Origin of the sequence: Paenibacillus macerans, assembly GCF_900454495.1 — a bacterium.
GTDB classification, from domain to species: Bacteria; Bacillota; Bacilli; order Paenibacillales; family Paenibacillaceae; genus Fontibacillus; species Fontibacillus macerans.
Genome location: NZ_UGSI01000001.1, coordinates 1941667 through 1966374, shown reverse-complemented (window position 1 = coordinate 1966374; position 24708 = coordinate 1941667). Strand labels below are relative to the sequence as shown.

The 24708-nt window shown below is 55.4% G+C and carries 21 protein-coding genes; 19 read left to right on the top strand and 2 right to left on the bottom strand.

Features of this window, described 5'->3' with window-relative positions:
* Positions 1-17 precede the first annotated feature (17 nt).
* The 3 genes from DYE26_RS08965 to DYE26_RS08955 are packed head-to-tail and all read left to right on the top strand — an operon-like array spanning position 18 to position 2802.
* Positions 18-1304 carry a branched-chain amino acid ABC transporter permease gene (locus DYE26_RS08965; protein WP_036628310.1) on the top strand — a complete coding sequence of 429 codons (1287 nt, stop codon included), beginning with the start codon at positions 18-20 and terminating at the stop codon, positions 1302-1304.
* Positions 1301-2101, top strand: coding sequence for an ABC transporter ATP-binding protein (locus DYE26_RS08960; RefSeq protein WP_036623738.1), 801 nt, complete (start codon positions 1301-1303; stop codon positions 2099-2101). Before DYE26_RS08965 ends, DYE26_RS08960 begins: the two co-directional genes overlap by 4 nt.
* Positions 2098-2802: an ABC transporter ATP-binding protein gene (locus DYE26_RS08955; protein WP_036623737.1), complete on the top strand. Its 705-nt coding sequence runs from the start codon at positions 2098-2100 to the stop codon at positions 2800-2802. Before DYE26_RS08960 ends, DYE26_RS08955 begins: the two co-directional genes overlap by 4 nt.
* Positions 2803-3247: 445 nt before the next feature.
* Here the strand turns inward: DYE26_RS08955 and DYE26_RS08945 are convergent, their stop codons facing one another.
* Positions 3248-3838 carry a C40 family peptidase gene (locus DYE26_RS08945; RefSeq protein ID WP_036623735.1) on the bottom strand — a complete coding sequence of 197 codons (591 nt, stop codon included), beginning with the start codon at positions 3836-3838 and terminating at the stop codon, positions 3248-3250.
* 247 nt (positions 3839-4085) lie between these two features.
* On the opposite strand from DYE26_RS08945, the gene DYE26_RS08940 reads away from it, so the two are divergent.
* The 9 genes from DYE26_RS08940 to DYE26_RS08900 all read left to right on the top strand — a co-directional run bounded on the left by DYE26_RS08940 (position 4086) and on the right by DYE26_RS08900 (position 16016).
* Positions 4086-5759 (top strand): response regulator, encoded by a 1674-nt coding sequence (locus DYE26_RS08940; protein ID WP_036623734.1) that lies wholly within the window; start codon positions 4086-4088, stop codon positions 5757-5759.
* Complete coding sequence (locus DYE26_RS08935; protein ID WP_036623733.1) at positions 5756-7546, top strand: sensor histidine kinase; 1791 nt, start codon at positions 5756-5758, stop codon at positions 7544-7546. The genes DYE26_RS08940 and DYE26_RS08935 overlap by 4 nt, the downstream gene beginning before the upstream one ends.
* Complete coding sequence (locus DYE26_RS08930) at positions 7543-8523, top strand: substrate-binding domain-containing protein (RefSeq protein ID WP_036623732.1); 981 nt, start codon at positions 7543-7545, stop codon at positions 8521-8523. Before DYE26_RS08935 ends, DYE26_RS08930 begins: the two co-directional genes overlap by 4 nt.
* Positions 8524-8626: 103 nt before the next feature.
* Positions 8627-9445 carry an MBL fold metallo-hydrolase gene (locus tag DYE26_RS08925; protein WP_051985499.1) on the top strand — a complete coding sequence of 273 codons (819 nt, stop codon included), beginning with the start codon at positions 8627-8629 and terminating at the stop codon, positions 9443-9445.
* Between the two features lie 207 nt (positions 9446-9652).
* Positions 9653-10696: a galactose ABC transporter substrate-binding protein gene (locus tag DYE26_RS08920; RefSeq protein ID WP_036623731.1), complete on the top strand. Its 1044-nt coding sequence runs from the start codon at positions 9653-9655 to the stop codon at positions 10694-10696.
* A gap of 166 nt (positions 10697-10862) precedes the next feature.
* Entirely contained in the window at positions 10863-12374 is a 1512-nt protein-coding gene (locus DYE26_RS08915; protein ID WP_036623730.1) for a sugar ABC transporter ATP-binding protein, read from the top strand.
* Between the two features lie 24 nt (positions 12375-12398).
* Positions 12399-13409, top strand: coding sequence for a galactose/methyl galactoside ABC transporter permease MglC (mglC, locus tag DYE26_RS08910; RefSeq protein WP_036623729.1), 1011 nt, complete (start codon positions 12399-12401; stop codon positions 13407-13409).
* 513 nt (positions 13410-13922) lie between these two features.
* Positions 13923-14837 carry a transposase gene (locus DYE26_RS08905; protein WP_115311198.1) on the top strand — a complete coding sequence of 305 codons (915 nt, stop codon included), beginning with the start codon at positions 13923-13925 and terminating at the stop codon, positions 14835-14837.
* A 660-nt stretch (positions 14838-15497) separates the two neighbouring features.
* Positions 15498-16016, top strand: a complete 519-nt coding sequence (locus tag DYE26_RS08900; protein ID WP_036623727.1) for a CAP domain-containing protein — start codon at positions 15498-15500, stop codon at positions 16014-16016.
* A 21-nt stretch (positions 16017-16037) separates the two neighbouring features.
* On the opposite strand, the gene DYE26_RS08895 is transcribed toward DYE26_RS08900, so the two are convergent.
* Positions 16038-17075, bottom strand: coding sequence for a PocR ligand-binding domain-containing protein (locus DYE26_RS08895; protein ID WP_036623726.1), 1038 nt, complete (start codon positions 17073-17075; stop codon positions 16038-16040).
* Between the two features lie 177 nt (positions 17076-17252).
* On the opposite strand from DYE26_RS08895, the gene DYE26_RS08890 reads away from it, so the two are divergent.
* The 7 genes from DYE26_RS08890 to DYE26_RS08860 all read left to right on the top strand — a co-directional run bounded on the left by DYE26_RS08890 (position 17253) and on the right by DYE26_RS08860 (position 24622).
* Positions 17253-18395 (top strand): glycerol dehydrogenase, encoded by a 1143-nt coding sequence (locus DYE26_RS08890; RefSeq protein WP_036623725.1) that lies wholly within the window; start codon positions 17253-17255, stop codon positions 18393-18395.
* A complete protein-coding gene (dhaK, locus tag DYE26_RS08885) occupies positions 18392-20161 on the top strand; it encodes a dihydroxyacetone kinase subunit DhaK (RefSeq protein WP_036623724.1) in 1770 nt (589 codons plus the stop codon). The genes DYE26_RS08890 and dhaK overlap by 4 nt, the downstream gene beginning before the upstream one ends.
* Positions 20162-20311: 150 nt before the next feature.
* A complete protein-coding gene (locus DYE26_RS08880; protein WP_036623723.1) occupies positions 20312-20983 on the top strand; it encodes a PspA/IM30 family protein in 672 nt (223 codons plus the stop codon).
* 34 nt (positions 20984-21017) lie between these two features.
* A complete protein-coding gene (locus tag DYE26_RS08875; RefSeq protein WP_036623722.1) occupies positions 21018-21524 on the top strand; it encodes a DUF4178 domain-containing protein in 507 nt (168 codons plus the stop codon).
* A gap of 297 nt (positions 21525-21821) precedes the next feature.
* On the top strand, positions 21822-22628 hold the full coding sequence (locus tag DYE26_RS08870) for a GDSL-type esterase/lipase family protein (protein ID WP_036623721.1): 807 nt from the start codon (positions 21822-21824) through the stop codon (positions 22626-22628).
* Between the two features lie 28 nt (positions 22629-22656).
* A complete protein-coding gene (locus DYE26_RS08865; protein WP_082207819.1) occupies positions 22657-23640 on the top strand; it encodes an ABC transporter ATP-binding protein in 984 nt (327 codons plus the stop codon).
* Positions 23633-24622, top strand: coding sequence for an ABC transporter permease (locus tag DYE26_RS08860; protein WP_036623720.1), 990 nt, complete (start codon positions 23633-23635; stop codon positions 24620-24622). Before DYE26_RS08865 ends, DYE26_RS08860 begins: the two co-directional genes overlap by 8 nt.
* Positions 24623-24708 lie beyond the last annotated feature (86 nt).

Genomic DNA, 24708 nt, shown 5'->3' with positions numbered 1-24708 from the left:
GAAGCTTCGTGAACCGACTGAGTGTATGGCTGGGACGCAGCAAAGCCGCGCAAGCCGCGCTTTTTTCGTTGTTCGTGATCGTTACGGCCGCGAGCGTCTATTTTTCGGATAAATCCGTGGTTGCGTTTTTGCTGCTCCTGGGTTCCTTGCTGCTGCTTTATTACACTACGTTTCCGGTCTCCATCAAATGGGCGATTGGAGCGGTTTTGGTGCTGCTGGTCATTCCGTTCGCCACTTCGGGCGGGCCTTCGCACCAGTCCTACATGGAGGTAGCGACGCAATGCGGCATTTACATCGCGATGGCGCTTGGTCTGAATATCGTGGTCGGATTCGCCGGCCTGCTCGATCTGGGGTTTGTCGCCTTTTTCGCCGTCGGGGCTTACACTTACGCGATTTTTGCGACGCCGCAGGCGAATGAATTTATTGGCGGGGGGCTGTTTCCGCTGTCCGGCGGAGCTTTCTGGATCTTCATCGCAATCGGCGGGTTTATGGCCGCGTTGTTCGGCTTGCTGCTCGGCCTCCCGGTGCTGCGCGTCAAAGGCGATTACTTGGCGATCGTCACGCTGGGCTTCGGCGAAATCATCCGGATCATTTTCAACAATTTGGATAGGCCGGTGAACATTACGAACGGGGCGATGGGGTTGTCTTCGATTCAGGCGCCCAGCTTGTTCGGCTACAAGTTTACGTTTCCGAACCAGTATTATTTTATCGTGGTGTTCATTTTGGCGCTCGTCATCTTCAGCGTAAAAAGACTGGAGCATTCCCGGCTCGGACGGGCTTGGAAGGCGATCCGGGAGAACGAAATCGCCGCCCAGTCGATGGGCGTGCCGCTGATCCGGACCAAGCTGACCGCCTTTGCCATCGGCGCCTCGTTTTCCGGGATGATGGGCGTTGTGTTCGCCGCCAAGCAAACGTTCATCGATCCGACCAGCTTTACGCTGCTGGAATCGATCACGATTTTGGTGATGGTGCTGCTGGGCGGCATGGGCAGCGTGCCGGGGGTTATCCTCGGCGCGGCGCTGGTAACGATCCTCAATTTGCAGGTGCTGACAGAGCTGACCAATTGGCTGAACCAGCTAACGCTGCAAGGGGTGCTCAACATCCCCAGCTCGATTTCCCCGTCCAAAATGCAGCGGCTCATATTCGGCGCCATCCTTGTGCTTATCGCGATATTCAGGCCTAACGGCTTGATTTCGGCCAAAAATCGCAAGGTGGACGGCGAGCGGCTTAGGGGCCAGCGTTCTTCTCCTGTGCTTTCGTTCCGGCAGCAGGGCAAACAACAGAGCGGAGGTGTCGGCAAATGACCGTTTTGAAGGTGAAGGGTCTCGTGAAACGCTTCGGCGGACTGACGGCGGTGGACGGCGTCGATTTTTCGTTCCCCCGCGGCAAAATATCCGCCGTAATCGGGCCGAACGGGGCCGGAAAAACGACTTTTTTCAATATGATTACGGGCATCTATGCGCCGGACGAAGGCGTGATTGAATTGGAAGGGAAATCGATCGTGGGCGTCAAACCGCATCAAGTGGCGAGCCAAGGAATCGCCCGGACGTTTCAAAATATCCGCCTGTTCGGCAGCATGACCGTACTCGAAAACGTGATGGTCGGCAGGCATATTCATTTGAAAGCGGGGTTGCTCGGGACTTTGCTTTCCTTGCCGAAATTCCGTCAGGAAGAGGAGCAGGCTCAGCTTGAGGCTTACCGGCTGCTGGAATTTGTCGGCCTGGCGGAGCTGCTGAACGAGCAGGCGGGAAGCTTGCCTTACGGGGCGCAAAGACGGCTGGAAATCGCCCGGGCGCTGGCGGCAAAGCCGAAGGTGCTGCTGCTGGACGAACCGGCGGCGGGCATGAACCCGCGGGAAACGGCGGAGCTGATCGGGCTGATCCGGCAGATCCAGGAGAATACCGGGATGACGATTATTTTGATCGAACACGATATGAAGCTGGTGATGGAGTTGTCCGAGCATATTTTGGTGCTGGACTACGGGATGAAGATTGCCGAAGGCGGCCCCGAGGCGATCCGCAGCCATCCGAAAGTGATTGAAGCGTATTTGGGAAAAAGCGCGGTTGCTCCGGAAGCGCGTAGGCTTGAGGTGATTTCATGAGTCTCTTGGAGCTGGGCGAAGTCCGCGCTTATTACGGCGCCATCGAGGCGTTGAAGGGCATCTCTCTTAAGGTGGAGGAAGGGGAAATCGTCTCGCTGATCGGCTCGAACGGGGCCGGTAAATCGACGACGCTGAAGGCGATCTGCGGGCAGGTGAATACCGTCGGTGAAATCCGCTTTGCCGGGAGCGAGATGTCTTCGCTGCCGCCGCACCGGGCGGCCCTGAAAGGGATCGCGCACGTGCCGGAGGGGCGGCACATTTTCCCGCGTCTGACGGTGAAGGAAAATTTGGAACTGGGGGCTTTTTCGGTAGGCGATAAAAAGGCGGTCAAGCAACGGATGGAGCGGGTGTTTGCTTATTTTCCGCGGCTGAAGGAACGGCTTGGGCAAATGGGCGGAACGATGAGCGGCGGGGAACAGCAAATGCTTGCGATCGGCAGGGCGCTGATGATGGAGCCGAAAATCCTGCTGCTTGATGAGCCGTCGATGGGGCTGGCCCCGATCATTGTGGAGCAGATTTTCGAAATCATCCAGGAGCTGAACCGGGAAGGCATGACCGTGCTGCTGGTGGAGCAAAACGCTTTTCAGGCGCTGCAGATCGCCCATCGCGGCTACGTGATGCAGACCGGGGAAATTTTGCTGGAGGATGAAGCCGGGCGGCTGCTATCCAATGAGCAGGTTAAGGAGGCTTACCTGGCCTAAAATGCGGACGATTCTGTATGGCTGCACAGCAAGCTTTCAGGCGGCAAGCGTTTCCCGGCGTTTCCCGGCGTTTCCCGGCGAGGAAAGCAAAAACGGCCGTTTCGCCGTAAAGCTTGCGTACGGTGCCAAGTGCCGCAAATCAACAAAGGACTGCGTTCCCCAGAGCATATGCGGCCGGTGACCGGCTGCCGGAGGGAGTGCAGCCCTTTGCTATTAAAGTTATAAAAATAGCGGAACTTTAAGGTCTTATTTTCCAGAGTTGAACATGTTCATCCCCATTAGCGGAATTTTATGTCCTTATTTTCCGATGAATGATGCCAAAAGCGGGCATCCCCCTGCGATTTGAAAAAATAGCGACATAAGTTTCCCCTATTTCACTCGAAATGGGGGAAACGGCCGAAATAACGCCATTTTTTTCCCTTATGCGCTCGCTTGCTTGCCAGAATTAATTCGCGGCATACAATTGATGCTGCTCCAGCGAAGCCGCGGCTCTGCGGGAATAGCAGTACAGCTCGCGGTACGTTTCCAGGTTTCCGCGGAACACCAGCTTCAGGAAGGAGCAGGTCGACAGATCGGACGGGGTCGTTAACCCGGCGGACTTGTCGAGCAGCTTGACGCCGGCTTCCTGAAACACGGCGCTGACGAACTGGGAGCAAAAATAGGATTTTTCCCCGCCTAGCTCCATGTTGAGAATGACGCCCAAAAGGCCGAGAAAATTATAGTTATACTGTTCGCCGTTTTCTTCGAATTTTTTCACGTAGTTTCGCATGTGCATATAGGTTTCCTTGCTGACTTTGCAGCTGTACAAGGCGCAGGTTGCTTTTGCGAATACGCCGCCGTGAATGTCTTCCTTGACGAACCCGCCGTAAATCGGAATGAGCGGGTGCTTTCGCCCGAAGCTGTAAACTTCGCGGAGCTCGGGGTCAAAAGCGATGGAAGCATGATTGAACGGGGCTCTCGTATAAAGGCCGATCATCTTGGCGACCCAGGTTTTCGGATTGCTTAATAAGATGTAGATTTGCGTTTCATTCGACATTGTTTAACCACCAACATTTGAATTGATTGCAGTTCCATTTGATATTATCATGGTACTTCGTTTGCGGGAATACAAAAACAGACCGGAGGCGGAAATAAAACTAGACTAAGGTCTTGCTTCTCGTCCTTCCGCGTTTACCGGAGCGTCATTTACTTTTTGCGGGCGATACGATAAAATCGGGGGGAATTCCAGGGATAAAGAAGAGGATGAAAGAGAATGAAAGAGAATGAAAGAGGATGGTCCACCGATGTACAAGTTGATTTTGGCCGATGACGAAGAGGATGTGCGGGAAGGGCTGCTGCAGTTGATCGACTGGGAAAGCGTCGGGTTTGCGGTGGCGGACACGGCCGAAAACGGCAAGGAAGCCGCGGAAATGGTCGAGAAGCATGTGCCTGATGTAGTCGTTACCGATATTCAAATGCCGTTTATGAACGGCCTGCAGTTAGCCGAGTGGATCCGCGGCCATTATCCGGCGACGAAGATCATTATCCTGACCGGTTACGAGGAATTCGAATATGCGCAAAAAGCGATCCGGCTCGGCATCGACGAGTATATTTTGAAACCGTTTTCGGCGGCGGAGCTGGCGGATATTTTGCGCAAGGTGAAGGAGCAGATCGACGCGGAGCTCGCCGAAAAGGAAAACGTGCAGCTGCTGACCGAGCATTACCGCAAAAACCTCCCCGTGCTCCAAAGTCTGTTCCTGTCCTCGCTCGTATCCAGGCGGCTAAGGGAAACGGAGATCCAGGAAAAAAGCCAGCATTACGGGCTTGATTTAAACGGCAGCGAATACATGGTTTCGGTTCTTCGCATCGATGCCGCGCCGGGCAGGAAGGAAGCGGCAGGCAACGGAGGCGGGGATAAAACCCGCATGGCAAGCGGTTCGATATCTTTAAAAGATACGAACGATACCCAACTGCGGTTGTTCGCCGTCTATAATATCGCCGATGAAATCGTAAAAGGGCATCCGGCGGATAAAGCGTTTATCCACCATGACGAGGTGGTGCTGCTGAGCATCCGGCGCCATGAGGGCAGCGAGGATCTGGCCGCCCGGACGCTGCAGCTGCTGGAGGAAATCCGCTTCAGTGTGGAGCGGTTTCTGAAGCTGACGGTCACGATCGGAGCCGGCCGGGCGGCCGCCCGTCTGAACGATGCCGTAACCTCCTATGAGGAAGCGCTGAAGGCGCTTGATTACCGGGTGATCCTGGGCGGGAACAAGGTGATCTGGATCGAGGTTGTGGAGTCCCGGGAGTACGTGCCGCTGGCGGTCGATGAACTGAAAGAGAAGGAACTGGTGCGCTGCCTGAAAGTGGGAAGCGATCAGGAGCTGGAGCGGCTCCTTGAGGACATGTTTGGCGTATTGGCCGACAACAAAGTATCCTATCAGGACTTCCAGGTTTACCTGCTGGAAATGTTGACTGCGGTCATCAAAGTGGCCAAGGACAGCCATGCGGATTTGGACAAGCTGTTTGGCGAGGGGCCCGGTTTTCTCGGAACATTTGCCAAATTTGCCCACGCGGACGAGGCGAAAGCCTGGTTTTTGGACATTTGCATGAAGCTGAAGCATTCGATCGCTTCGGACCGTCAATCCAGCTATAACAAGCTGGTTGAGGAAGCAAAGGAATACATTTTGGCCAATTACGGGGACCACGATCTCTCGATCGCCAAAGTATGCCGGCATTTGCATATCAGCGCCGGTTATTTCAGCAATATTTTCAAAAAGGAAACGAAAACGACCTTTGTAAGCTATTTGCTGGGGGTGCGGATGGAAGCCGCCCAGCGTTTGCTCGCCGCCACCGATTTGAAGGCGTTTGAAATCGCCGAGCGGGTCGGTTTTTCCGATCCGAACTATTTCAGCTTTTGCTTCCGTAAAAAATTCGGCATCTCCCCCAAAGAATACCGCGGCGGGGCGAGAAATCCATGAGGCTGTGGAAATCGGCCAAACAGCTGCTTCGGGGTTTTCATATCCGGAATATTCAGACGCTTATCTCCTTTTCCTCCATCATCGTTACGGTGCTTACGGTCGTGCTGGTCAGCACTTTGCTGTACAACCGTTTTACCCGCGCCGCCGAAAAGAATGTGGAGCTTAGCCTGGAGGAAATCGTCGAGCAGGTGAACTCCAATTTGGAGCTCTACGTGAGCGGGATGCAGGATGTATTCGAACTTACGGAGCACAAAATCGCTTCAACGCCCGAAGCTGCTTCGGACGAGCGGCTCGGGAACGAGCTCGGTACGGTGCTGAATACGCGGGAGGATCTGGTGTCGATCGCGCTGTTTACCGAAGAAGGCAAGCTGGTGCGCAATGTCCCGGAAATTCCGATGCGTCAAAATACGAGGCTTCAGGAGCAGCTGTGGTTCGAATCCGCGATGGAGAACCCGGGCAAGCTGCAGTTTACGCCGCCCCATATTCAAAATTTGTTTAAATGGGAGTACCGTTGGGTCGTGTCGATGAGCAAAACGGTCCAATACTGGGACCGGAATTCGCTGAAACAGGGCGTGCTGGTCATCGACATCAATTTCCGCACCATCGACCAGCTCAGCCAGCGCGTCAGCCTCGGCAAAAAAGGCTACGCTTACATTATCGACGCGGTCGGGAATATCGTATACCATCCTCAGCAGCAGCTCATCTATGCCGGATTGAAATACGAGAATTTGGAGCCGGTGCTTAACTACGCCTACGGCCGGTATTTCGACGAATCCGACGGGGAGCAGCGCATCATTACGATTCAAACGGTGAAGCCGGCCGGCTGGAAAATCGTCGGCGTGGCTTACGCGGACGAGTTTTTGACGACGAAGCGGGAGCTTGGCGTCTTTTTGACTTGGTTCCTGCCCGCGGTGATCATCATCATACTCGCCATCAACATCTACGTATCCGCCCGCATTTCACAGCCGATCCGCAGGCTGGAAAGATCGGTGCAGATGGTTGAACGCGGCGATTTCGGCACGATTGTCCACGTGAGCGGGGCTTATGAAGTGGAGCAGTTGTCCAAGAGATTCAACCTGATGCTGCGGCGGATCCGCGAGCTGATGGACCAGATCATCCAGGAGCAGGAAGCGAAGCGGAAAAGCGAGCTTGACGTGCTGCAGTCGCAAATCAATCCGCATTTCCTCTATAATACGCTGAATTCGGCAACGCGCCTGGCGGAGCTGGGAAGGAACGAGGAAGTCGTGACGACGATTACCTCGCTGTCGCGTTTTTTTCGCATCAGTTTAAGCCAAGGCAGCCATGTCATTTCCGTCCAGGAAGAGCTGGAGCATGTGCGGCACTACCTGATCATCCAGACGATCCGTTTCAAGAACAAGTTCAGGTACGAGATCGTGGCCGATGAAGCGGCGCTCGAATGCCGGACGTTAAAGCTGATCCTGCAGCCTCTGGTGGAAAATGCGATCCATCATGGCATCGAGAAATCGGCGGAAGCGGGTTTTATCGGCGTGGAGGCCCGTTTGGAGGGGGAACATCTGGTATTCCGCATCCGCGACAACGGCGTCGGCATGCCGCCGGAAACGGTGGAAAAGCTGATGAAAGGCGCGGTGCGCAGCGAATCCGGTTCGGGCGTCGGCGTACGCAATGTGCAGGAGCGGATTGTGCTGTATTACGGTCCAGGCTACGGATTAAAGTTCGACAGCGAGCCGGAGGAAGGGACGTTGGCAACGATTACGATTCCGGCGGTCAAGCCGGAGAATGCGCAAAAGGACGGGGTGGAATCATGAGCAGACTTATGCCGAAAGCGGTATTTGCAATGCTGGAGGTTGTGCTGGCCGTTTTGTTGTCTTCGTGCGCCGGGTCCGGGAATTTGCCCCCGGATAACGGGAAACCGGTCGTTGTCGATATGATCGTCAAAATGGACCGCGGCGATTATTGGAAGACGACGAAGCTGGGGGCGGAGGTCGCAGCCAAAGAATATAATGTCCAACTGAATTTTCTTGCCCCGGATAACGAAAACGACGTGGAGGGCCAGATCCGGCTGATGGAGGAGTCAATCAAGCGCAAGCCGGACGCGATCGTGCTGGCGGCCACCGACTATGAGGCGCTGGGACAGGCGACGGACCGGACATCTTATTTTAATATTCCGGTCATCTCCATCGATTCGGAGGTGGCGTCCACAAAAGTGAAAACGTACGTCGGGACCAACAATTATGAAGCGGGCCAGAAGGCGGCGGAACGCCTGGTGGAGCTGACCGGTCCGGACAGTGAAATCGGGATCATCAATTTCGTGAAAGGGGCCCGCAACGCGGGTCAGCGGGAGGAGGGCTTCCTCGACTATGTCGCCCGGTTTCCCGGGGTCAAGGTCGTTGATACCTTGTATTGCGGCTCGGACGAAACGCTGGCGTACAACCTGACGGTGGATATGCTGAAACGGTTCCCCGGCCTGGACGGCATCGTCTCTCTAAGCGCGGAGTCCTCGATCGGAGCGGGCAAAGCGGTGGATGAATCGGGAAACGGTCATATAAAGATGATCGCCTTTGACAATCCGCCGGAAATGCTGGAGCTGCTGCAGGAGGAAAAAGTGCAGGCGATGGTCGTGCAAAATCCGTTCAACAACGGTTATTTGGCCGTGACCGCCGCGGTGAAGGCGGCCCACGGCGAGAAATTGGAAGACAAACTGCCGACCGACACCAAGCTGATCGATCTGGACAATATGCTGTGGCCGGAAAATCAAAAGCTGCTGTTTCCCTTCGTCAAGTGACGTTTCTTTTCTATATTAATGAGGGGAAACGGCGGACTCGGGGCATATTACTGGGTAACCGCGCCTTACCTGCGTAACTATTAGCCCTAGGAGGATATCCGCGATGGAAAGAAGTTTGCTGGCCACGGGATTGGTGGATACGGTACGGGTGGCCGAAGATGTATGGAGCGTCCGCATGCTCATCGTTAACGTCTGTTTCGTCGGGAATGCGAAGCAAGGGGATTGGGTGCTGGTGGATACCGGAATCGGGCCTTTGACGGGAGCGTTATCGGAGGAAGCCGAGTCCGTCTTTCACCGGCCGCCGGCATGCATCGTTTTGACGCACGGCCATTTCGATCATGTCGGGGGCGTGAAAGAGCTCGCGCAAAAATGGAATGTACCCGTATATGCCCACCCCGCGGAGCTGCCCTATTTAACGGGGGGAAAAGATTACCCGGAGGGCGACCCTACCGTCGGCGGCGGCCTGATGGCGGGCGTAGCTCCGTTATACCCCAACCGGGCGATCGATTTGGGCGAGCGGGTTCATCCATTGCCGGATGATGGCCAAGTGCCCGGAATGCCCGAATGGAAATGGATTCACACGCCCGGACACAGTCCGGGGCACATCGCGTTGTTCCGCGAGCAGGACCGATTCCTGATCGCCGGCGACGCCTTCATCACCGTCAAGCAGGAATCGGCGTTGGCCGTAGCCGCGCAAACGGTGGAGGTGCACGGTCCGCCGATGTATTTTACGCCGGACTGGCCGGCGGCCGGGCGTTCGGTGGAGCGCTTGGCGGCGCTCTCGCCGGAGTCGGCGGTGACCGGGCATGGGCAGCCGCTTGGCGGGGAAGCCTTGCGCGCCGGGCTGAGGCGTCTTGCCGAGCATTTTGAAGAGCTCGCGGTCCCCGAGCAGGGAAGATATGCCGCAGAAGGGATGCGTTAACCCTTGGCAGCAGAAACAATCGGCAGCAAGCCGTTCGGAACCTTCCGAACGGCTTGCTGTTTTTCGTTTTCCACATCAACCTCATTAGAATTTTTATAGAACATCTCAGAATTTTAGATTCGAATTCGACACAAACCGTTGCATAATGAAAACGTATCCAAGGGAGAACTTACAGAAATCCAAAACGATGCAGGAGGTCAGATACGAATGAAAAAGATGACTACGGTAATGTTGGCTGCGGCCATGCTGGGCGCAACGATGGCGGGCTGCTCCAACGGCGGGAGCTCGGCGAGCGGCGGCGGCAACGGAGGAGGAAGCTCAACGCCGAACGTCGGCGTGGCGATTTACAAATTTGACGATACGTTTATGACCGGCGTCCGCAACGCGATCGAGAAAAACGCGGACGGCATCGCAAAGGTGGATATCGTAGACAGCCAAAACTCGCAGCCGACGCAAAACGACAAGATCGATTTGTTCCTAACGAAAAAGACGAACGCGCTGATCGTCAATCCGGTGGACCGGACGGCGGCAGGCGTCATTATCGACAAGGCGAAAGCGAAGGATACGCCGGTGGTGTTCCTGAACCGCGAGCCGCTGCCGGAAGATATGAAGAAATGGGACAAAGTGTATTATGTCGGCGCGAAAGCCGAAGAATCCGGCACCCTGTCCGGACAAATCATCGTGGACTACTGGAAATCGCATCCTGAAGCCGACAAAAACGGCGACGGCGTGCTGCAGTACGTCATGCTGAAAGGCGAACCTGGACACCAGGACGCCGAGCTGCGCACGCAGTTTTCCGTGCAGGCGATTGAAGACGCCGGTATCAAAGTGGAGAAAGTCGCTGAAGACACGGCGATGTGGGACCGCGTAAAAGGCCAGGAAAAAATGGCCGCGTTCCTTGCCGCAAACGGCGACAAAATCGAAGCCGTGCTGGCCAACAACGACGATATGGCGCTGGGCGCAATCGAAGCTTTGAAAGCGGCCGGCTACTTCACGGGCGACAAGTACATGCCGGTTGTCGGCGTAGACGCCACGGCTCCGGCGATTCAGGCGCTTGAACAAGGCACGATGCTGGGAACGGTGCTCAACGACGCCGAGAACCAGGGTAAAGCCGCCGTAACGCTTGCCTCCCTGCTGGCCAAAGGCGAGGAAGTGAACAAAGACTCCGTCGGATTTGAAATCACCGACAATCAATACGTCTGGATTCCGTACCAAAAAGTGACGAAGGAAAACGCGGCCGACTTCAAATAAGCTATGCGGCGGCCTGCTGGGCAGCGCTTCTCATCATCATAAGGTTCATGGGAGGCTTTAGCGCCACACGGTGCGAACCTCCCGGTTCTTTTTACAGGGATAGGATGCCGGAGGAAACGAAACTGGCCTCTAAAGTTTATTAGACCATAGAAAGGGGCGATAAAGGATGGCTGAACCGAAATTTATGCTGGAGATGAAGGGCATCTCCAAGGAATTTCCCGGCGTTAAAGCGCTGGACGGGGTAACGCTGCAGGTGAGACCCGGCACCGTACACGCGCTGATGGGCGAAAACGGGGCGGGCAAATCGACGCTTATGAAATGCCTGTTCGGCATTTACAAGCCGGACGGCGGAGAGATTTTTATCAAGGGGCAAAAAGCGGAAATCGGCAATTCCAGCGATGCCTTGAAGCTCGGCGTTTCGATGATTCATCAGGAGCTGCATCCGGTGCCTTTCCGCAATGTGATGGAAAATATTTGGCTTGGCCGTTTTCCGCGTATAGGATGGGGTCCTTTTCAATTCATTGATCACAAGAAGATGTACAAGGACACGGAAGAGCTGTTTAAGCAGCTTGATATCGATTTGCAACCCGATACGATCGTCGGCAAGCTGTCGGTTTCCAAAGTGCAATCGATCGAGATTGCCAAGGCCGTATCGTTTAATTCGCAAATTATTGTGATGGACGAACCGACGTCATCCTTGACCAGCGTCGAGGTGGAGCATCTGTTCCGCATCATTAACGACCTGAAGAGTCGCGGCGTCGCCATCATTTACATTTCACATAAAATGGAAGAAATTTTGCGGATCTCCGACGATGTGACGATCATGCGCGACGGGAAAAAGATCGGCACCTGGCCGGCGGCGGAAATGACCACCGACCTGATCATCTCCAAAATGGTCGGCCGCGATTTGACCCAGCGGTTTCCGGATCGGCACAACGTACCGAACGGCGTCGTTATGAAAGTGGAAAATTTGACGTCGATCGATCCAAGGTCGTTCAAGGACGTTTCGTTCGAACTGCGCAAAGGGGAAATTCTCGGCATCGGCGGATTGGTCGGGGCGCAGCGGACCGAACTGATCGAAGCGTTGTTTGGGCTTCGCGAGATCAAATCGGGTACGATTTCGATTAACGGGAAGCAGGTGAAAATCCGCAGTGCCGGCGAAGCCAAAAAGCACGGTTTGGCCCTGCTGACCGAGGAACGCCGCACGACGGGGATTTTCCCGGTGCTGTCCGTTCACGAAAACGGGGCGATCGCCAACCTCAGACGTTACGTGAAGCCTTATGGCCTGCTGGACGAACGGAGGAAGAAAACCGAGGTTAACCAGATGGTTGAAAAGCTGCGGACCAAAACGCCGTCGTCCAAAACGCTCATCATGAACCTCTCCGGGGGAAATCAGCAAAAGGTGCTGCTGGCCAGATGGCTGCTCACCGAACCGGATATTCTGCTGCTGGACGAACCTACGCGCGGCATCGACGTCGGAGCGAAATACGAAATTTACACCATTATTGCGGATTTGGCGCAGCAAGGCAAAAGCATCATCATGATTTCATCCGAGATGCCCGAACTGCTGGGGATGTCCGACCGTGTCATGGTTATGTCCGAAGGCCGCCTGACCGGGATTTTGGATGGATACAAGGCCACGGAACAAGAAGTTATGCGTTTGGCGGCCCAGCATTAAGGCTTAAAGGAGGAGGAGAAAATCATGAATACGAAAAAAATTCAAGGTTTTGTGACCGAAAACGCGATATATATCGTTTTGGCCGTACTATTGATTGGCATTGCCGTATATGACCCCAGCTTTATCGGATTAAATACCCTGCGCGACATCTTGATTCAGTCCTCGACCAGGGTGATCATCGCGCTCGGCGTCGCCTTTATACTCATAACCGGGGGGACGGACCTGTCCGCCGGGCGGATGGTCGGTTTGACGGCGGTCGTGTCGGCTTCCATGCTGCAAGAAGCTGATTATGCGCGGCGTTTCTTCCCGAACTTGCCGGAGCTTCCGCTGTTCGTTCCGGTTTTGATCGCGATTGCGGTAGGTTTAGTTTTTGGCCTTATTAACGGCATCATCGTTTCCAAATTCAAGGTTCCGCCGTTCATCGCCACGCTCGGCACCATGGTCGCGATTTACGGGATCAACTCGCTGTATTTCGACACGGAGCCGAACCAGTCGCAGCCGATCGGCGGTTTGCGCGGCGATTTTACGACGATCGGTTCGGGAAGCTTGTTCGGAAACGGGAATTCCTCCATTCCTTATATCGTCCTGATCGCGATTGCGGTCTGCTTTATCGTGTGGGTTCTGTTCAATAAAACGCGGCTCGGCAAAAACATGTACGCCATCGGCGGCAATGAGCAGGCGGCCAAGGTTTCCGGGATCAACGTGGCCAGAAACCTGATCCTGATCTACTCGATCGCCGGCGCCCTGTACGGCCTTGCCGGAGTGCTGGAAGCGGCGAGAACCGGCGGCGCGACGAACAACTACGGGAACATGTACGAGCTTGACGCCATCGCGGCCTGCGTCGTCGGCGGCGTTTCGACTACCGGCGGGATCGGCACCGTGCCGGGCATCATGGCCGGGGTGCTCATTTTTACCGTCATCAACTACGGCTTGACTTTCGTCGGCGTCGGCCCTTATTGGCAGCAAATCATCAAAGGCGCGATTATCGTCGCCGCCGTAGCGTTCGATATGCGCAAGTACGCAAGCAGGAAGTAACGTTTGAATAGTTTTACGCTCTGAGGACGCCACAGCGGCGTCCTTTTTTGAAGATTATAGACTTATAACTCAACTTTCGCAGCAAAAAATCGGCAGACTCGCCTTGATGTGGCTGGGTAAAGCAGCATCCATTGCCGGAGGAAGCGTCAACGATGCAGAGGCGTCACGATCCGGCGGGGTCAGCGGATCTACCTTTTGCACCGTAGACGTTTTGAGCAGTATCATAAATCGACGCCAGGTGAGGGGGCTGTCTAAAGGGGAATGTCTTAAACGTTTGTGCCGTGGTGTCCCCGCCTGCTGCCTGCCTTTGCACGATTATCCCTTTCGTTCATGGAACAGGGGTTGGGGGGAGAGAGCAAGGGTTCCGAAAAAGAGAGGAGAAATAAACAAAAAAGATGGGAAAAAATGAGGCGGTTCAAGTGAGATTTTCGGCTTGATAAGAGAACGCGTGTTTGGTATAATGAAATAAATGGAACTTATGTTCGTGTATTCTTGATTCGGGGGCGAGCGGATATGGAAGTCATTGCGGGAACGGAACTTCAACCATTCAGCAGCCGTTTTAACAGCGAGCAGGACTGCATGGAGGCGCTAATCGCGATGAAGTGGCCAAACGGCTTCGTCTGCCCGCGCTGCCCTCACACCCGGTGCAGCCGTCTGACTTCCCGGCATATCCCCTTGTTCGAGTGCGTAAAGTGCAAGCATCAAACATCGCCTTTGGTCGGTACGATTTTTGAAGGAACGCATCTGCCCTTGCTCAAGTGGTTCGAGGCCCTGGATTTATTCCTGCTGGAGGGCGGCATCTCGGCGCTGCGGCTGAGCAAGGTGATCCGGGTCACCTACAAGACCGCCTGGTCGATGCTGCACAAAATACGCCATGCCGTGGGGGAGTCCGATGCCCGGGAGCTGCTCTCCGGAGACGTGAAGGTGAACAGCGATCAGTATGGGCGTAATCCGTCCCGGTGTCAGCTTTCGCATCCGTACGCCTCGGCGGTCGTAGCCGGCTGCACGGTCACGGAGTCGGGCGAGCCGGAGCAGGTCAAAATCCGCCTGGTGCCGCATAAGCGGGGAGGTGAAAAAAGGGCAGACCGTCAAGAGCTAACCGAGTTCATCAACGGGCATGTGGATGTCCGTACATCGGCGGTACAGTTGTTCCCTCAGGCCTTTCGGCTGTATGCGCCCTTGCGGAGAGTGGTGAGAGAGGCGTGGGAATCGCTGAAGAGTACGTATGGAGCCTTGGGGCTGAAGCATCTGCAGGCGTACCTGAACGAATACACCGGACGCCGCCGGCTGCGCCTGCCCGGAGGACTGCCCGGAGCGGAAGAAACGATGCGGCAGAAGTTACTGCGCATGTGTGTGGCGATTCCGGCGATCCCTTACCGCCGGCTGATCGCACGCCAACCGAACCAGCCCCTTGCGGCTGCGGCCTGATCGTGATGTTTGAACGGTGGGGGTTACTTGATGCGGATCAACTTAATGGGTAGGGATTAGCATGAACAGTTCAAGCGTTGCTGCAGATGGAAGGGTTCAGGCTACAGCAAAATCACGGTCTTTTCGTTTCCTTCGCGTCTTGTCCTTGATCTCCTGTCTTGATCTCTTGTCCGGTCTGTTTTACCTCCCCTAAACCTGATTCCTTCTTCTAAACCCGTCTAAATTATCTCGAACCTATCTGCTTTCCCACCAAATATTTTTTATCCCAAGCTTGTCTTTCTCTCTGTAACCTGATCAAACGGGATAATCGTGCAAAGTCTCCGGACAGTGAGTGTTGATCTGCCGTCCCTCCCCCCACTTCCCTATCCTCAAGCTTTCAACGCCCTTCCGCGTTTCTTGCCCACGATCGGTTTGCGACTTGGCTGGCAAGCAAGGGTTATAAGGTTGAGCCAGACACCTCTTCAGCGGATGGCGGGCAAAAGTGTAAATCATACAACTAACTTTATATCTATTTACCCAACCAATCGTTTAATTGGATAGGCGTCAAAAAAGCAATTTTTCCATGTTTTGGACGCGCATCAGGACCGGCTATATGTTAAAATGTGACAAGAACAGAGAAAAAAGCCGGGCACCCATCCGGCTGAGAAGGAGTTTTAGGTCATGGGCAAACGGAGCAAAAAAATCGTAACGGCAGGGCTGTTTATCTCCCTCCTGACCACGTTGCTGGGGCCAGTTCACGGAGGCGGCAACTCGGCTCATGCGGCTGCGTCCAACAACCAATCATTGGCAGCGGCTTATGCCCGCATACAAACGGAAAACGCGTCCCAGGTCGTGGCGCTTGTCAATAAAGAACGAATCGCGGCGGGGCTGAAACCGCTCATCATACATACCAATTTGACCAAAATGGCCAAAACCAAAGCGATCGATATGTACAAAAACAATTACTTCGATCATATTTCCCCGAAATACGGCTCGCCCTTCGACATGATGGACGCGTCCAATATCACGTTCCTTTATGCCGGAGAAAATATCGCCAAAGGCCAGCGATCGGCAAAGGAAGCCGTAAGGGATTGGATGAACAGTCCGGGACATAAAGCGAACATACTGAACCCGAATTATAAACTGATCGGCGTCGGATACTACAACGGGTATTGGGTGCAGGAATTTATCGGCAAATGATCGCTATACCCCGTCGCCGCTCTATACCGGAGGTTTGTAATATTTTCGGTATAGGGCCGGCGTGATGTCCTCGAACTTCTTGAACGTTTTGATAAAATACCCCGGTTCATTAAAGCCCAGCTCATCGCTGATCTGGGCTACGGGCATATCGGTGACCCCCAGCAGTTGCTTGGCCCAACTGATCTTCAATCTGGCCAGATAAGTCGTGAAATTCTCGCCTGTCTCTTTGGTGAACAATCTGCTGAAATAACTTGGACTGAGGTGGCATAGCTCCGCCATTTGCTTAAGCGTGACCTGCTCGCTTTTGTTGCGGTAAATGTAGGCAAAAGCGGGCTGGAGCGCCTTGTTCGCACAAACATAGGATTCGGAGTCCGCATTTTTCAAATAGGCGTCGGCGATGGCGTTGGTCATCTCTTTTTTGATTGATTCGATATTTTTGATCGAGTAGCCGGGCAGAATGGTGGAGATGTTGAGAGTTTCGCCTTGCCCGTACGCTTTTTCGAACATTTCGATCAGCAGGTTCTTGTTCAGCGCCTCTTCCACAATATAGTTGCACAGCAGGAACAGCATATTGGAAACTTTGACGACCTCCTCGTAGCTCATGACCGGAAGCTCGTCGTATAAATGTCCGAGTTCGGCGCGTTTGATCCGGTACAGCTCGGAATCCTGCAGACTCAGAATCTGCTCGAGTTCGCGGGCGTTTTCCGGATCGGACAATCTCACCTGACCGGCCATCACCGCGCCGATATATTTGTCATCCACCGAGATCGGGATGGCGATGTCGATGATGTTGAAGTGGCACAGATAAACGTAAGGCGAGTTGGAGCGTACGGACTCAAGTCCCCCGCGGGAGTCGCATTTCAGACAGAACCGCAGGAGATTCGGGTCTTTGCGCACCTGCTGGCAGAAGGGCCGGCATCCGCTGTGGCTCGTGACGGGGTTGCCCTTGTAATCGACGGTCAGAATGGCCAGGTTTGTGACGGTCGCCAGCGACTCTTGAAGCCGCTTCCATTTTTGCATGTCAAGGATTTTATGAATGCGCAGATGCTCCTGAATCATGATTTCGCACCTCCCGGTGAACTTATGTCATTAGAATACCATTTATCCGGGAAAGTGCAAAATTTTACGATTGGGAATTATAATTTCCTGTCATGTTATTCCCCTATCAAGCTGCGGTTTCTCGTCTATAATCGAAGTCATCAATCCAATTTTGATCCAACCAAGGAGGAAAAGAAGATGAGAAAAGCGTTTATCAGCCCTACCAAGTATGTGCAAGGCGAGGACGAATTGCTTCAACTCGGCTATTTTGTCCGCTCTTTCGGAACGTCCGCGCTGTTGATTGCCCATCGCGACGATGTGGCCCGCGTGAAAGATAAACTGGACGCTACGGCGAAGCAGTTCGGAATTGCGTTTGTTGAAAGCGGTTTTATGGGCGAATGTTCGCGCCAGGAAGTGGCACGGCTGCAGCAGATCGCCGAGGAGAAGGGGTGCACTTGCACGGTCGGACTCGGCGGCGGGAAGGCGATCGATGCCGCGAAATGCGTGGCGCAGGGCGAAGCGCTGATCATCTGCCCGACGATTGCGGCGACGGACGCGCCCACCAGCCATTCCGCCGTGCTGTACACGCCGGAGGGAGCGTTCGACGATTATGCTTATTTCAAGCAAAGCCCGAGCGTCGTCCTGGTGGATACGACCGTGATCGCCAAGGCGCCGACTCGTTTTCTCGTCTCCGGAATGGGCGACGCTTTGTCCACTTATTTTGAAGCTCGGGCCACGTCCAACTCTTATTCGCGAGTCAATGCCAGTTTGCCGATGGGAACCCGGGAAGGCGTTTGTCCGCCGGCCGTGGGGACGAACGCGGCGCTGACGCTGGCGACGCTGTGCTACGAAATGCTGCTAAAGGACGGCGCCAAAGCCAAAGCGGCCTGCGACGCCAATCAGGTGACGCAAGCGCTGGAGAATATTGTGGAGACGAACATCCTGCTGTCCGGTCTCGGCTTCGAAAGCGGCGGCTTGGCCGGCGCCCATGCGATCCACGACGGGCTGACGATTTTGGAGGGAACACATCACTACTACCACGGGGAAAAAGTAGCGTTCGGGACGCTGGCCCAAATGGTGCTTGAAAACGCTTCCGATGAAGAGATGCGGCAAGTGCTCGACTTCTGTCTCTCCGTGGGCTTGCCGGTATGCCTGGAGGATATCGGCGTCGCTTCGATCAGTGACGACGAGCTGCGGCAAGTCGCCGAGAAGGCCTGCATTCCGGAGGAATCGATCCATTCGATGCCGTTCCCGGTCACGGTGGAGCAGGTGGCTGCGGCGATCGCTACGGCGGACCGCATCGGCAAGCAGTATAAAGCCGCGAAGGAGGCGCATCGATGAAGAAAATCATCAACCGGGCCGAGACGGTCGTGGCGGAAATGTGCGGCGGCATCGCGCTGGCGCAGCCCGAACTTGAATTCGTCAAGAAATATAAGATTATCAAGAAGAAGCGGATCAACAAGCGCAAAGTCAGCCTGATCAGCGGCGGGGGGAGCGGGCATGAGCCCGCCCACGCCGGATTCGTGGGCCGGGGAATGCTGGATGCGGCCGTGTGCGGCGATGTTTTCGCCTCGCCTTCCCAAATCCAGGTCTATCAGGCGATCAAGGCGACGGCCGGCGAGCGGGGAGCTTTGCTGATCATCAAGAACTACAGCGGGGATATGATGAACTTCAAAAATGCCGCCTTTCTGGCGAGCGAGGATGGCATTGAAGTGGAATACGTCCGGGTCGAGGACGACATTGCCGTACAGGACAGTCTTTACACGGTAGGCCGACGCGGCGTCGCCGGGACGGTGCTGGTCCACAAGATCGCCGGCGCGGCAGCAGAGGAGGGGCGGAGTTTGCGGGAAGTCAAGGCTGCCGCCGAAAAGGCCGCCTCCAGCGTGCGCAGCATCGGCTTCGCCCTGACCTCCTGCACCGTGCCGGCCAAGGGGACGCCGACGTTCGACATCGCCGCGGACGAGATGGAATTCGGCGTCGGCATTCACGGAGAGCCGGGCATCCAGCGCGAGCGCATCGCATCTGCGGATGTGCTGGCTGAGCGGATGGTCGCCGCGCTGCTGAAGGATCTGCACATCGACGGCGGGCAGGAGCAGGAGATCGCGCTGCTGATCAACGGCTTCGGGGCCACGCCTTTGCAGGAGCTGTACATTCTCAATCATGCGGTGACGCGGGAGCTGGTCAAGCGGCCTGGCCTGAACATTTGCCGGACCTTTGTCGGCAATTATATGACCAGCATCGATATGGCCGGGGCGTCCGTCTCGATCATGAAGCTGGACGCTGAATTGAAGCGCTTGTTGTTCGCGGAGAGCGAAGCGCCGGCCTTTCCAATGAGCGGCCCCGCCGGAGGCGTCGATTATGCGGATATCTTTGAGGAGAAGCGCGGCGGGGAGGAGGTCTCTTACATCGCGGAAACCCCGGCGGAAGCCGCCTTGATTCGCGGCAACGGGATCGACGCGCGGAATATGATCTTCCTGGTCGACAAGATGAGCGAAATCATCATTGCAAATGAAGTGCCGTTCTGCGAGCTCGACGCCCATGCCGGAGACGGCGATTTCGGGATGAGCGTGGCCAAGGGCTTCAAGCAGTTGAAGCGCGAGTGGCGAGAGCTCGTCGCCGGCCACGGGGAGCGGATCGGCGCTTTTCTTGAAGCGTGCTCCCTGGTGATCATGGAGCATTGCGGCGGCGCCTCCGGTCCGATTTGGGGCTCGGCCTTCCGGGCGGCCGGCAAAGCGGCCGGCGCCAAAGACCGGCTGAGCACGGCCGATATGGCCGAGCTGATGCAGGCGGCGGTGCGCGGAGTTCAGGCGACGGGGGAACGCTCTTTTGGACGCGGCGCCGTCGTGGGGGACAAGACGCTGATCGATGCGCTCGCGCCGTGCGCGGATGCCTGGACGCAGAGCGCCGCTCAAGGCGACGATATCGTGACGGCGGCGGCCAAGGCGGCGGAGGCGGCGGTGCGCGGTGCGCGGCAAACGGCGGATATCGTCGCTCGCATGGGCCGAGCGGGCACGGTAGGCGAACGCAGCCTCGGTTATCCGGACGCGGGCGCTCACGCGCTGGGCGTTATTTTCACGGAGCTCGCGGCAGCGCTGAAGCAAGCATGAAGTTTTGCCGAAACAAGACCGTCGGAGCTGTCGCTCTGGCGGCTTTTTCATCCCTGTGCTAAAAATTTTTAATAAACGCGAAACCTTCCTCCTTCGCCCTACGTAAACATTAATCAAGCAAGCAAAACCATTTGGGGAGGAAATTTAACCATGTCGATTTTTAAAAGATTGCGCGACTTGACGATGTCCAATATTAACGCTCTGATCGACAAGGCGGAAGATCCGGTCAAACTGACGGACCAATATATCCGTGACATGCAGGAGGACCTGGAGGATGCGGAAAAAGCGGTAGCCGCGCAAATCGCCATCGAAAAGAAATTCAAAGGCTTGTATGAAGAGCAGCAGGCGCTCGTCGAAAAACGTACCCAGCAAGCCCACACGGCGGCCCAGGCGCAAAACGTCGATTTGGCCCGCCGCGCCCTGGAAGAGAAGAAAGCGGCCGAAGCGAAGGCGGCGGAATACAAAGCCAGCTATGAGCAAAACAAAGCGGCGGCCGACAATCTCCGCGCCAAGCTGGACGAAATGCGCAAACAGTTGACGGAAATGAAAAATAAACGCGAAACGCTGGTGGCGCGTTATAACGCGGCCAAAGCCCAGAACGAAATCAACAAGGCGATCGGCGGTTTTAATTCGGACACTGCGGCCAGCGGCCTGAAGCGGATGGAAGAAAAAATGCTGCAGATGGAAGCGCAGGCGGAAGCCAGCAACGAGCTGGCCTCGAAAGGCAAGTCCCTGGACGAGGAATTCGCCAGCCTGAACAAAGACAGCGAGGTAGAAGCGGAATTGGCCGCTTTGATGAAGCAATACGAGGACAAGAAATAACGACGACGAACCAAGAAGTGAGGCTTGACCGAAGATGAGCGTTTGGAAGAGAATCGGCAATCTGTTCGCCAAGCCGGAGCCGCCGCTGGCGGAGAAAAGCATGCTGTCGCTGGCTCCGGGAGATATTTGCGAGGTTTCGCTCGTATCTTATGAAGTGACCGGGCGGGTAAACAACCGCAGCCGCAACGCCGTCGTTTTGACGCTGCAGGACGGCAGCCGGATCGGCTACCTGCTCATCGAGGAGCGTGAGACGCTGCAATATCAGCTCTATCTGCCGATTGACGGTCGCCTCGACGATCCGTCGGAGGTCCCGGGGCAAATGGAGCTGGACGGCACCCTGTATCATCTTGAGGAGGAGTACGGCGGATACGTTGCGGTCGTCGGCAGAACCCCTTTTATGCAGGGCGGCGAGCAGCATGTCTGGCAGTACCAGTCCGACGACGGGAAGCTGCTGCGCATCGAATGGCAAAACGGGCGGTTTATGCTGTATGAAGGAACCAAAGTGATTCCGGCCGACGTGAAGGTCATTCGAGGCAGTTAGAGGCTAAAGCAGGCATAAATTCAGGCAGTGCGCGAGGCACTGCCCAGACTGCCGAGTATAATCTCGGCAGTTTTTTTATCGCCGAATGGGGACCCATAGCTTTGCTTTTCCTGTGATGTTGAACGGAAAGGCACAGCGGCTCTAGCCATGTTGGAGGCTCAAAATACTTTTCGAAATAAATAAAATAAATGTTGATCCGCGGTCATTTGCATCTTCCAACAAGAAGTTTTATGTTATTTACATAAGTTGGATAGGTTAAAATAACGGAATATGACGAAAACGGGAGGAAGGATATCGATGGGATCGAGTTCTCGGATTTGGCGGGTCGCCGGACTTTTTTCCGCCATATCGACGTTGCTGCTGCTGTCCGGTTTCCTTTTTGCCGTATTGGATATCGCCCAGCCGGCGTTTTTGAACGGCCCCGAAAGCGCTGTGCCGCCTAAAACGGAGCAGCCCGCCGCAGCCGGAAGCTGGGATGTGACGGCCATCGGGGATTCGCTGGCGAAGGGCACCGGTGACGATACCGGGAACGGATTTGCCCGCAGAACGGTGGAATTGCTGAAGCAGCAAGGGACATCCTCCATGCTCATCAACAATCTCGGGATCAATGGGATGTCGACGGAGGAACTGCTTGCGTCGCTGGACGATCAGGGCGTAAGGTACGCGCTGGGACAGTCGGGGATCATCCTGCTGTCCATAGGCGGCAACGATCTGTTTAATGGGGCGGAGCAACTGACCTCGGGGGAACAACTGCCCACGCCGTCGGAACTGCATGCCTCGATCTCGAAAGCGTCGGATTTCTTCCGGGAGGCGGTAGGGAAGCTGCATGAAATCAACCCGCAGGCCACGTTGGTTTATGTCAGCCTGTACAACCCGTTTTCCGACCTGAAGGAGATGCGCGAGCTTGGAGACGACGCGGTTATGCGCTGGAATGAGATGGCGCTAAAAGCGTTGGCTCCCTATAATGGAACTTTGGTGATTCCAACCTATGATTTATTTACGCACAACTCGGCCCGGTATTTGTCGAGCGACCATTTTCATCCCAACGGAGACGGCTATGAGGCGATCGCCGCACGGATCGTGCAGAGCATCGGGCAAAAATAAACGGACATCAACGAAGGGGGCTACTGCGATGGCACAGCATCGGGAAGCGGCGTTGGATGAGCGGCAAGTGGTCCTGTCGGTACGGGGTCTTAAGAAAAAAATCCGCCGCAAATGGATTGTTCATGAGGTAACGTTCGACATTAAAGAGGGGGAGATTTTTGGTTTTCTCGGTCCGAACGGCGCCGGGAAAACGACGACGATCCGCATGCTGGTCGACCTGATTCGTCCGACCGCAGGCCAAGTTTCCATCTGCGGATACGACGTGCAGCGGGAGCCTGAGCTCGCGCTGCGGTATGTCGGCTCCATTGTGGAGAATCCGGAGGTTTATTCCTATTTGACAGGCCGGGAAAACCTGGAGCAATTTGCCCGGATGTTGCCGGGCGTAGACGCAGGGCGGATCGGCGAGGTAGTTCGCATCGTCGGTTTGGACGGGCGGATCAATGATAAGGTGAAGACCTATTCGCTGGGGATGCGGCAGCGGCTGGGGATCGCCCAGGCTTTGCTGGGGCGGCCGAAGCTGCTTATCTTGGATGAACCGACCAACGGGCTGGATCCTAAAGGGATCAAAGAGATGCGCGATTTTATCCGGCGGTTGGCGGCGGAAGGATTGGCCGTGTTCGTGTCCAGCCATTTGCTGAGCGAAATTCAGCTGTTGTGCGACCGGGTGGCGATCATTAGCCGGGGCCGCGTGCTGACGGTCGGCAAAGTCGAAGAATTGATTCAGGAAAGCACCAACTATGTCGTCTGGGAGCTTGAACCGCGCGAGCGGGGGGCAAAGCTGCTGCGCGCAGCCGGGGTCGATATTTTCGAGGAAGCCGAGCATGTGCTCGACGACGCCATTATCGCGGGGATCGGGAAGTCGGCCCTGGTCACCCGGATGCAGCCGGAGAAGTCAGCTGAGCTTGTGCCTTTATTGGTGCGGGAAGGAGTGCGGGTCCGGGCCGTACAAAAGGTCAATCCGACGCTGGAGCAGCTGTTTTTGCAAATGACGGAAGGTGAGAGCTTTGAATAACATTCTTCCTTTGGTGAAAAATGAAACGATCAAGATGATCCGTAAAAAGCGGTTTTATGTTATTTTGCTCGTTCTGCTCGTCCTGGTGCCGATGTTTGCTTACGCGCAGCTGCGCGAGTCCATGGAGAAGCGGGAGAAATACGGCAGCGACTGGCGCCGGGAAGTGCAGCAGGCGATTACGGACAACCAAAACTCGCTGGGCAGCGACCGGGTGCCGGAGGAGTGGAAAAAATATCGGCAAATCTATATTCAGCAGATGAAATATTATTTGGAGCATGACGTAAATCCGCAGCAGCCCGGCGGGGTGACGTTTACCCGGGAATTTCTGGACAACGCCGCGACCCTGTTCATTCCGCTGCTGATTATGGGCGTCGGGTCGGATATCGTGTCCTCGGAGCGAACCAGCGGGACGATTAAAATGCTGCTCACCCGGCCGATCCGCCGCTGGAAAATCCTGCTCGGCAAACTGATTGCCCTGCTGATGTTCGTGTCGCTGATCATCGTGGCGACCTGCGTCATCTGCTATCTGATCTCCGGCTTGTTTTTCGGATACGCCGGGCTTACCATGCCCGTATTTACCGGGTTTCAGCTGCACGGCGCGGAGGTGGACATCTCGGGAGTACACGCGGTGCCGCAGTGGCAATATATCCTCATGCAGACCGGATTAATCTGGTTCGTCAGCGTCGTGGTCGCTTGTCTGGCGTTTATGGTGTCGGTGCTGGTCCGTAGCACTTCGGCGAGCATCGTCATTATGATGGCGGCGCTGATCGCCGGGAACATTTTATCCAACATGGCTTCCGCCTGGACGAGCGCCAAATATCTGTTTATGGTCAACCTTGGCTTAACGAATTATTTGTCGGGGACGCCGGCGCCGATCGAAGGAATGACGCTCGGATTTTCACTGATTGTACTTGCCGTTTGGGGGGGCGCGGCGCTCCTAGTTTCATTCCTCGTCTTTACGAAACAGGATATGTTGAATTAAAATGGACAAGGACCACAAAACATCTGTTTGCATTTCATGCATTAAGAGGCAGTTCAGAAAGTCATCTTTTGATCACGAAGAATATC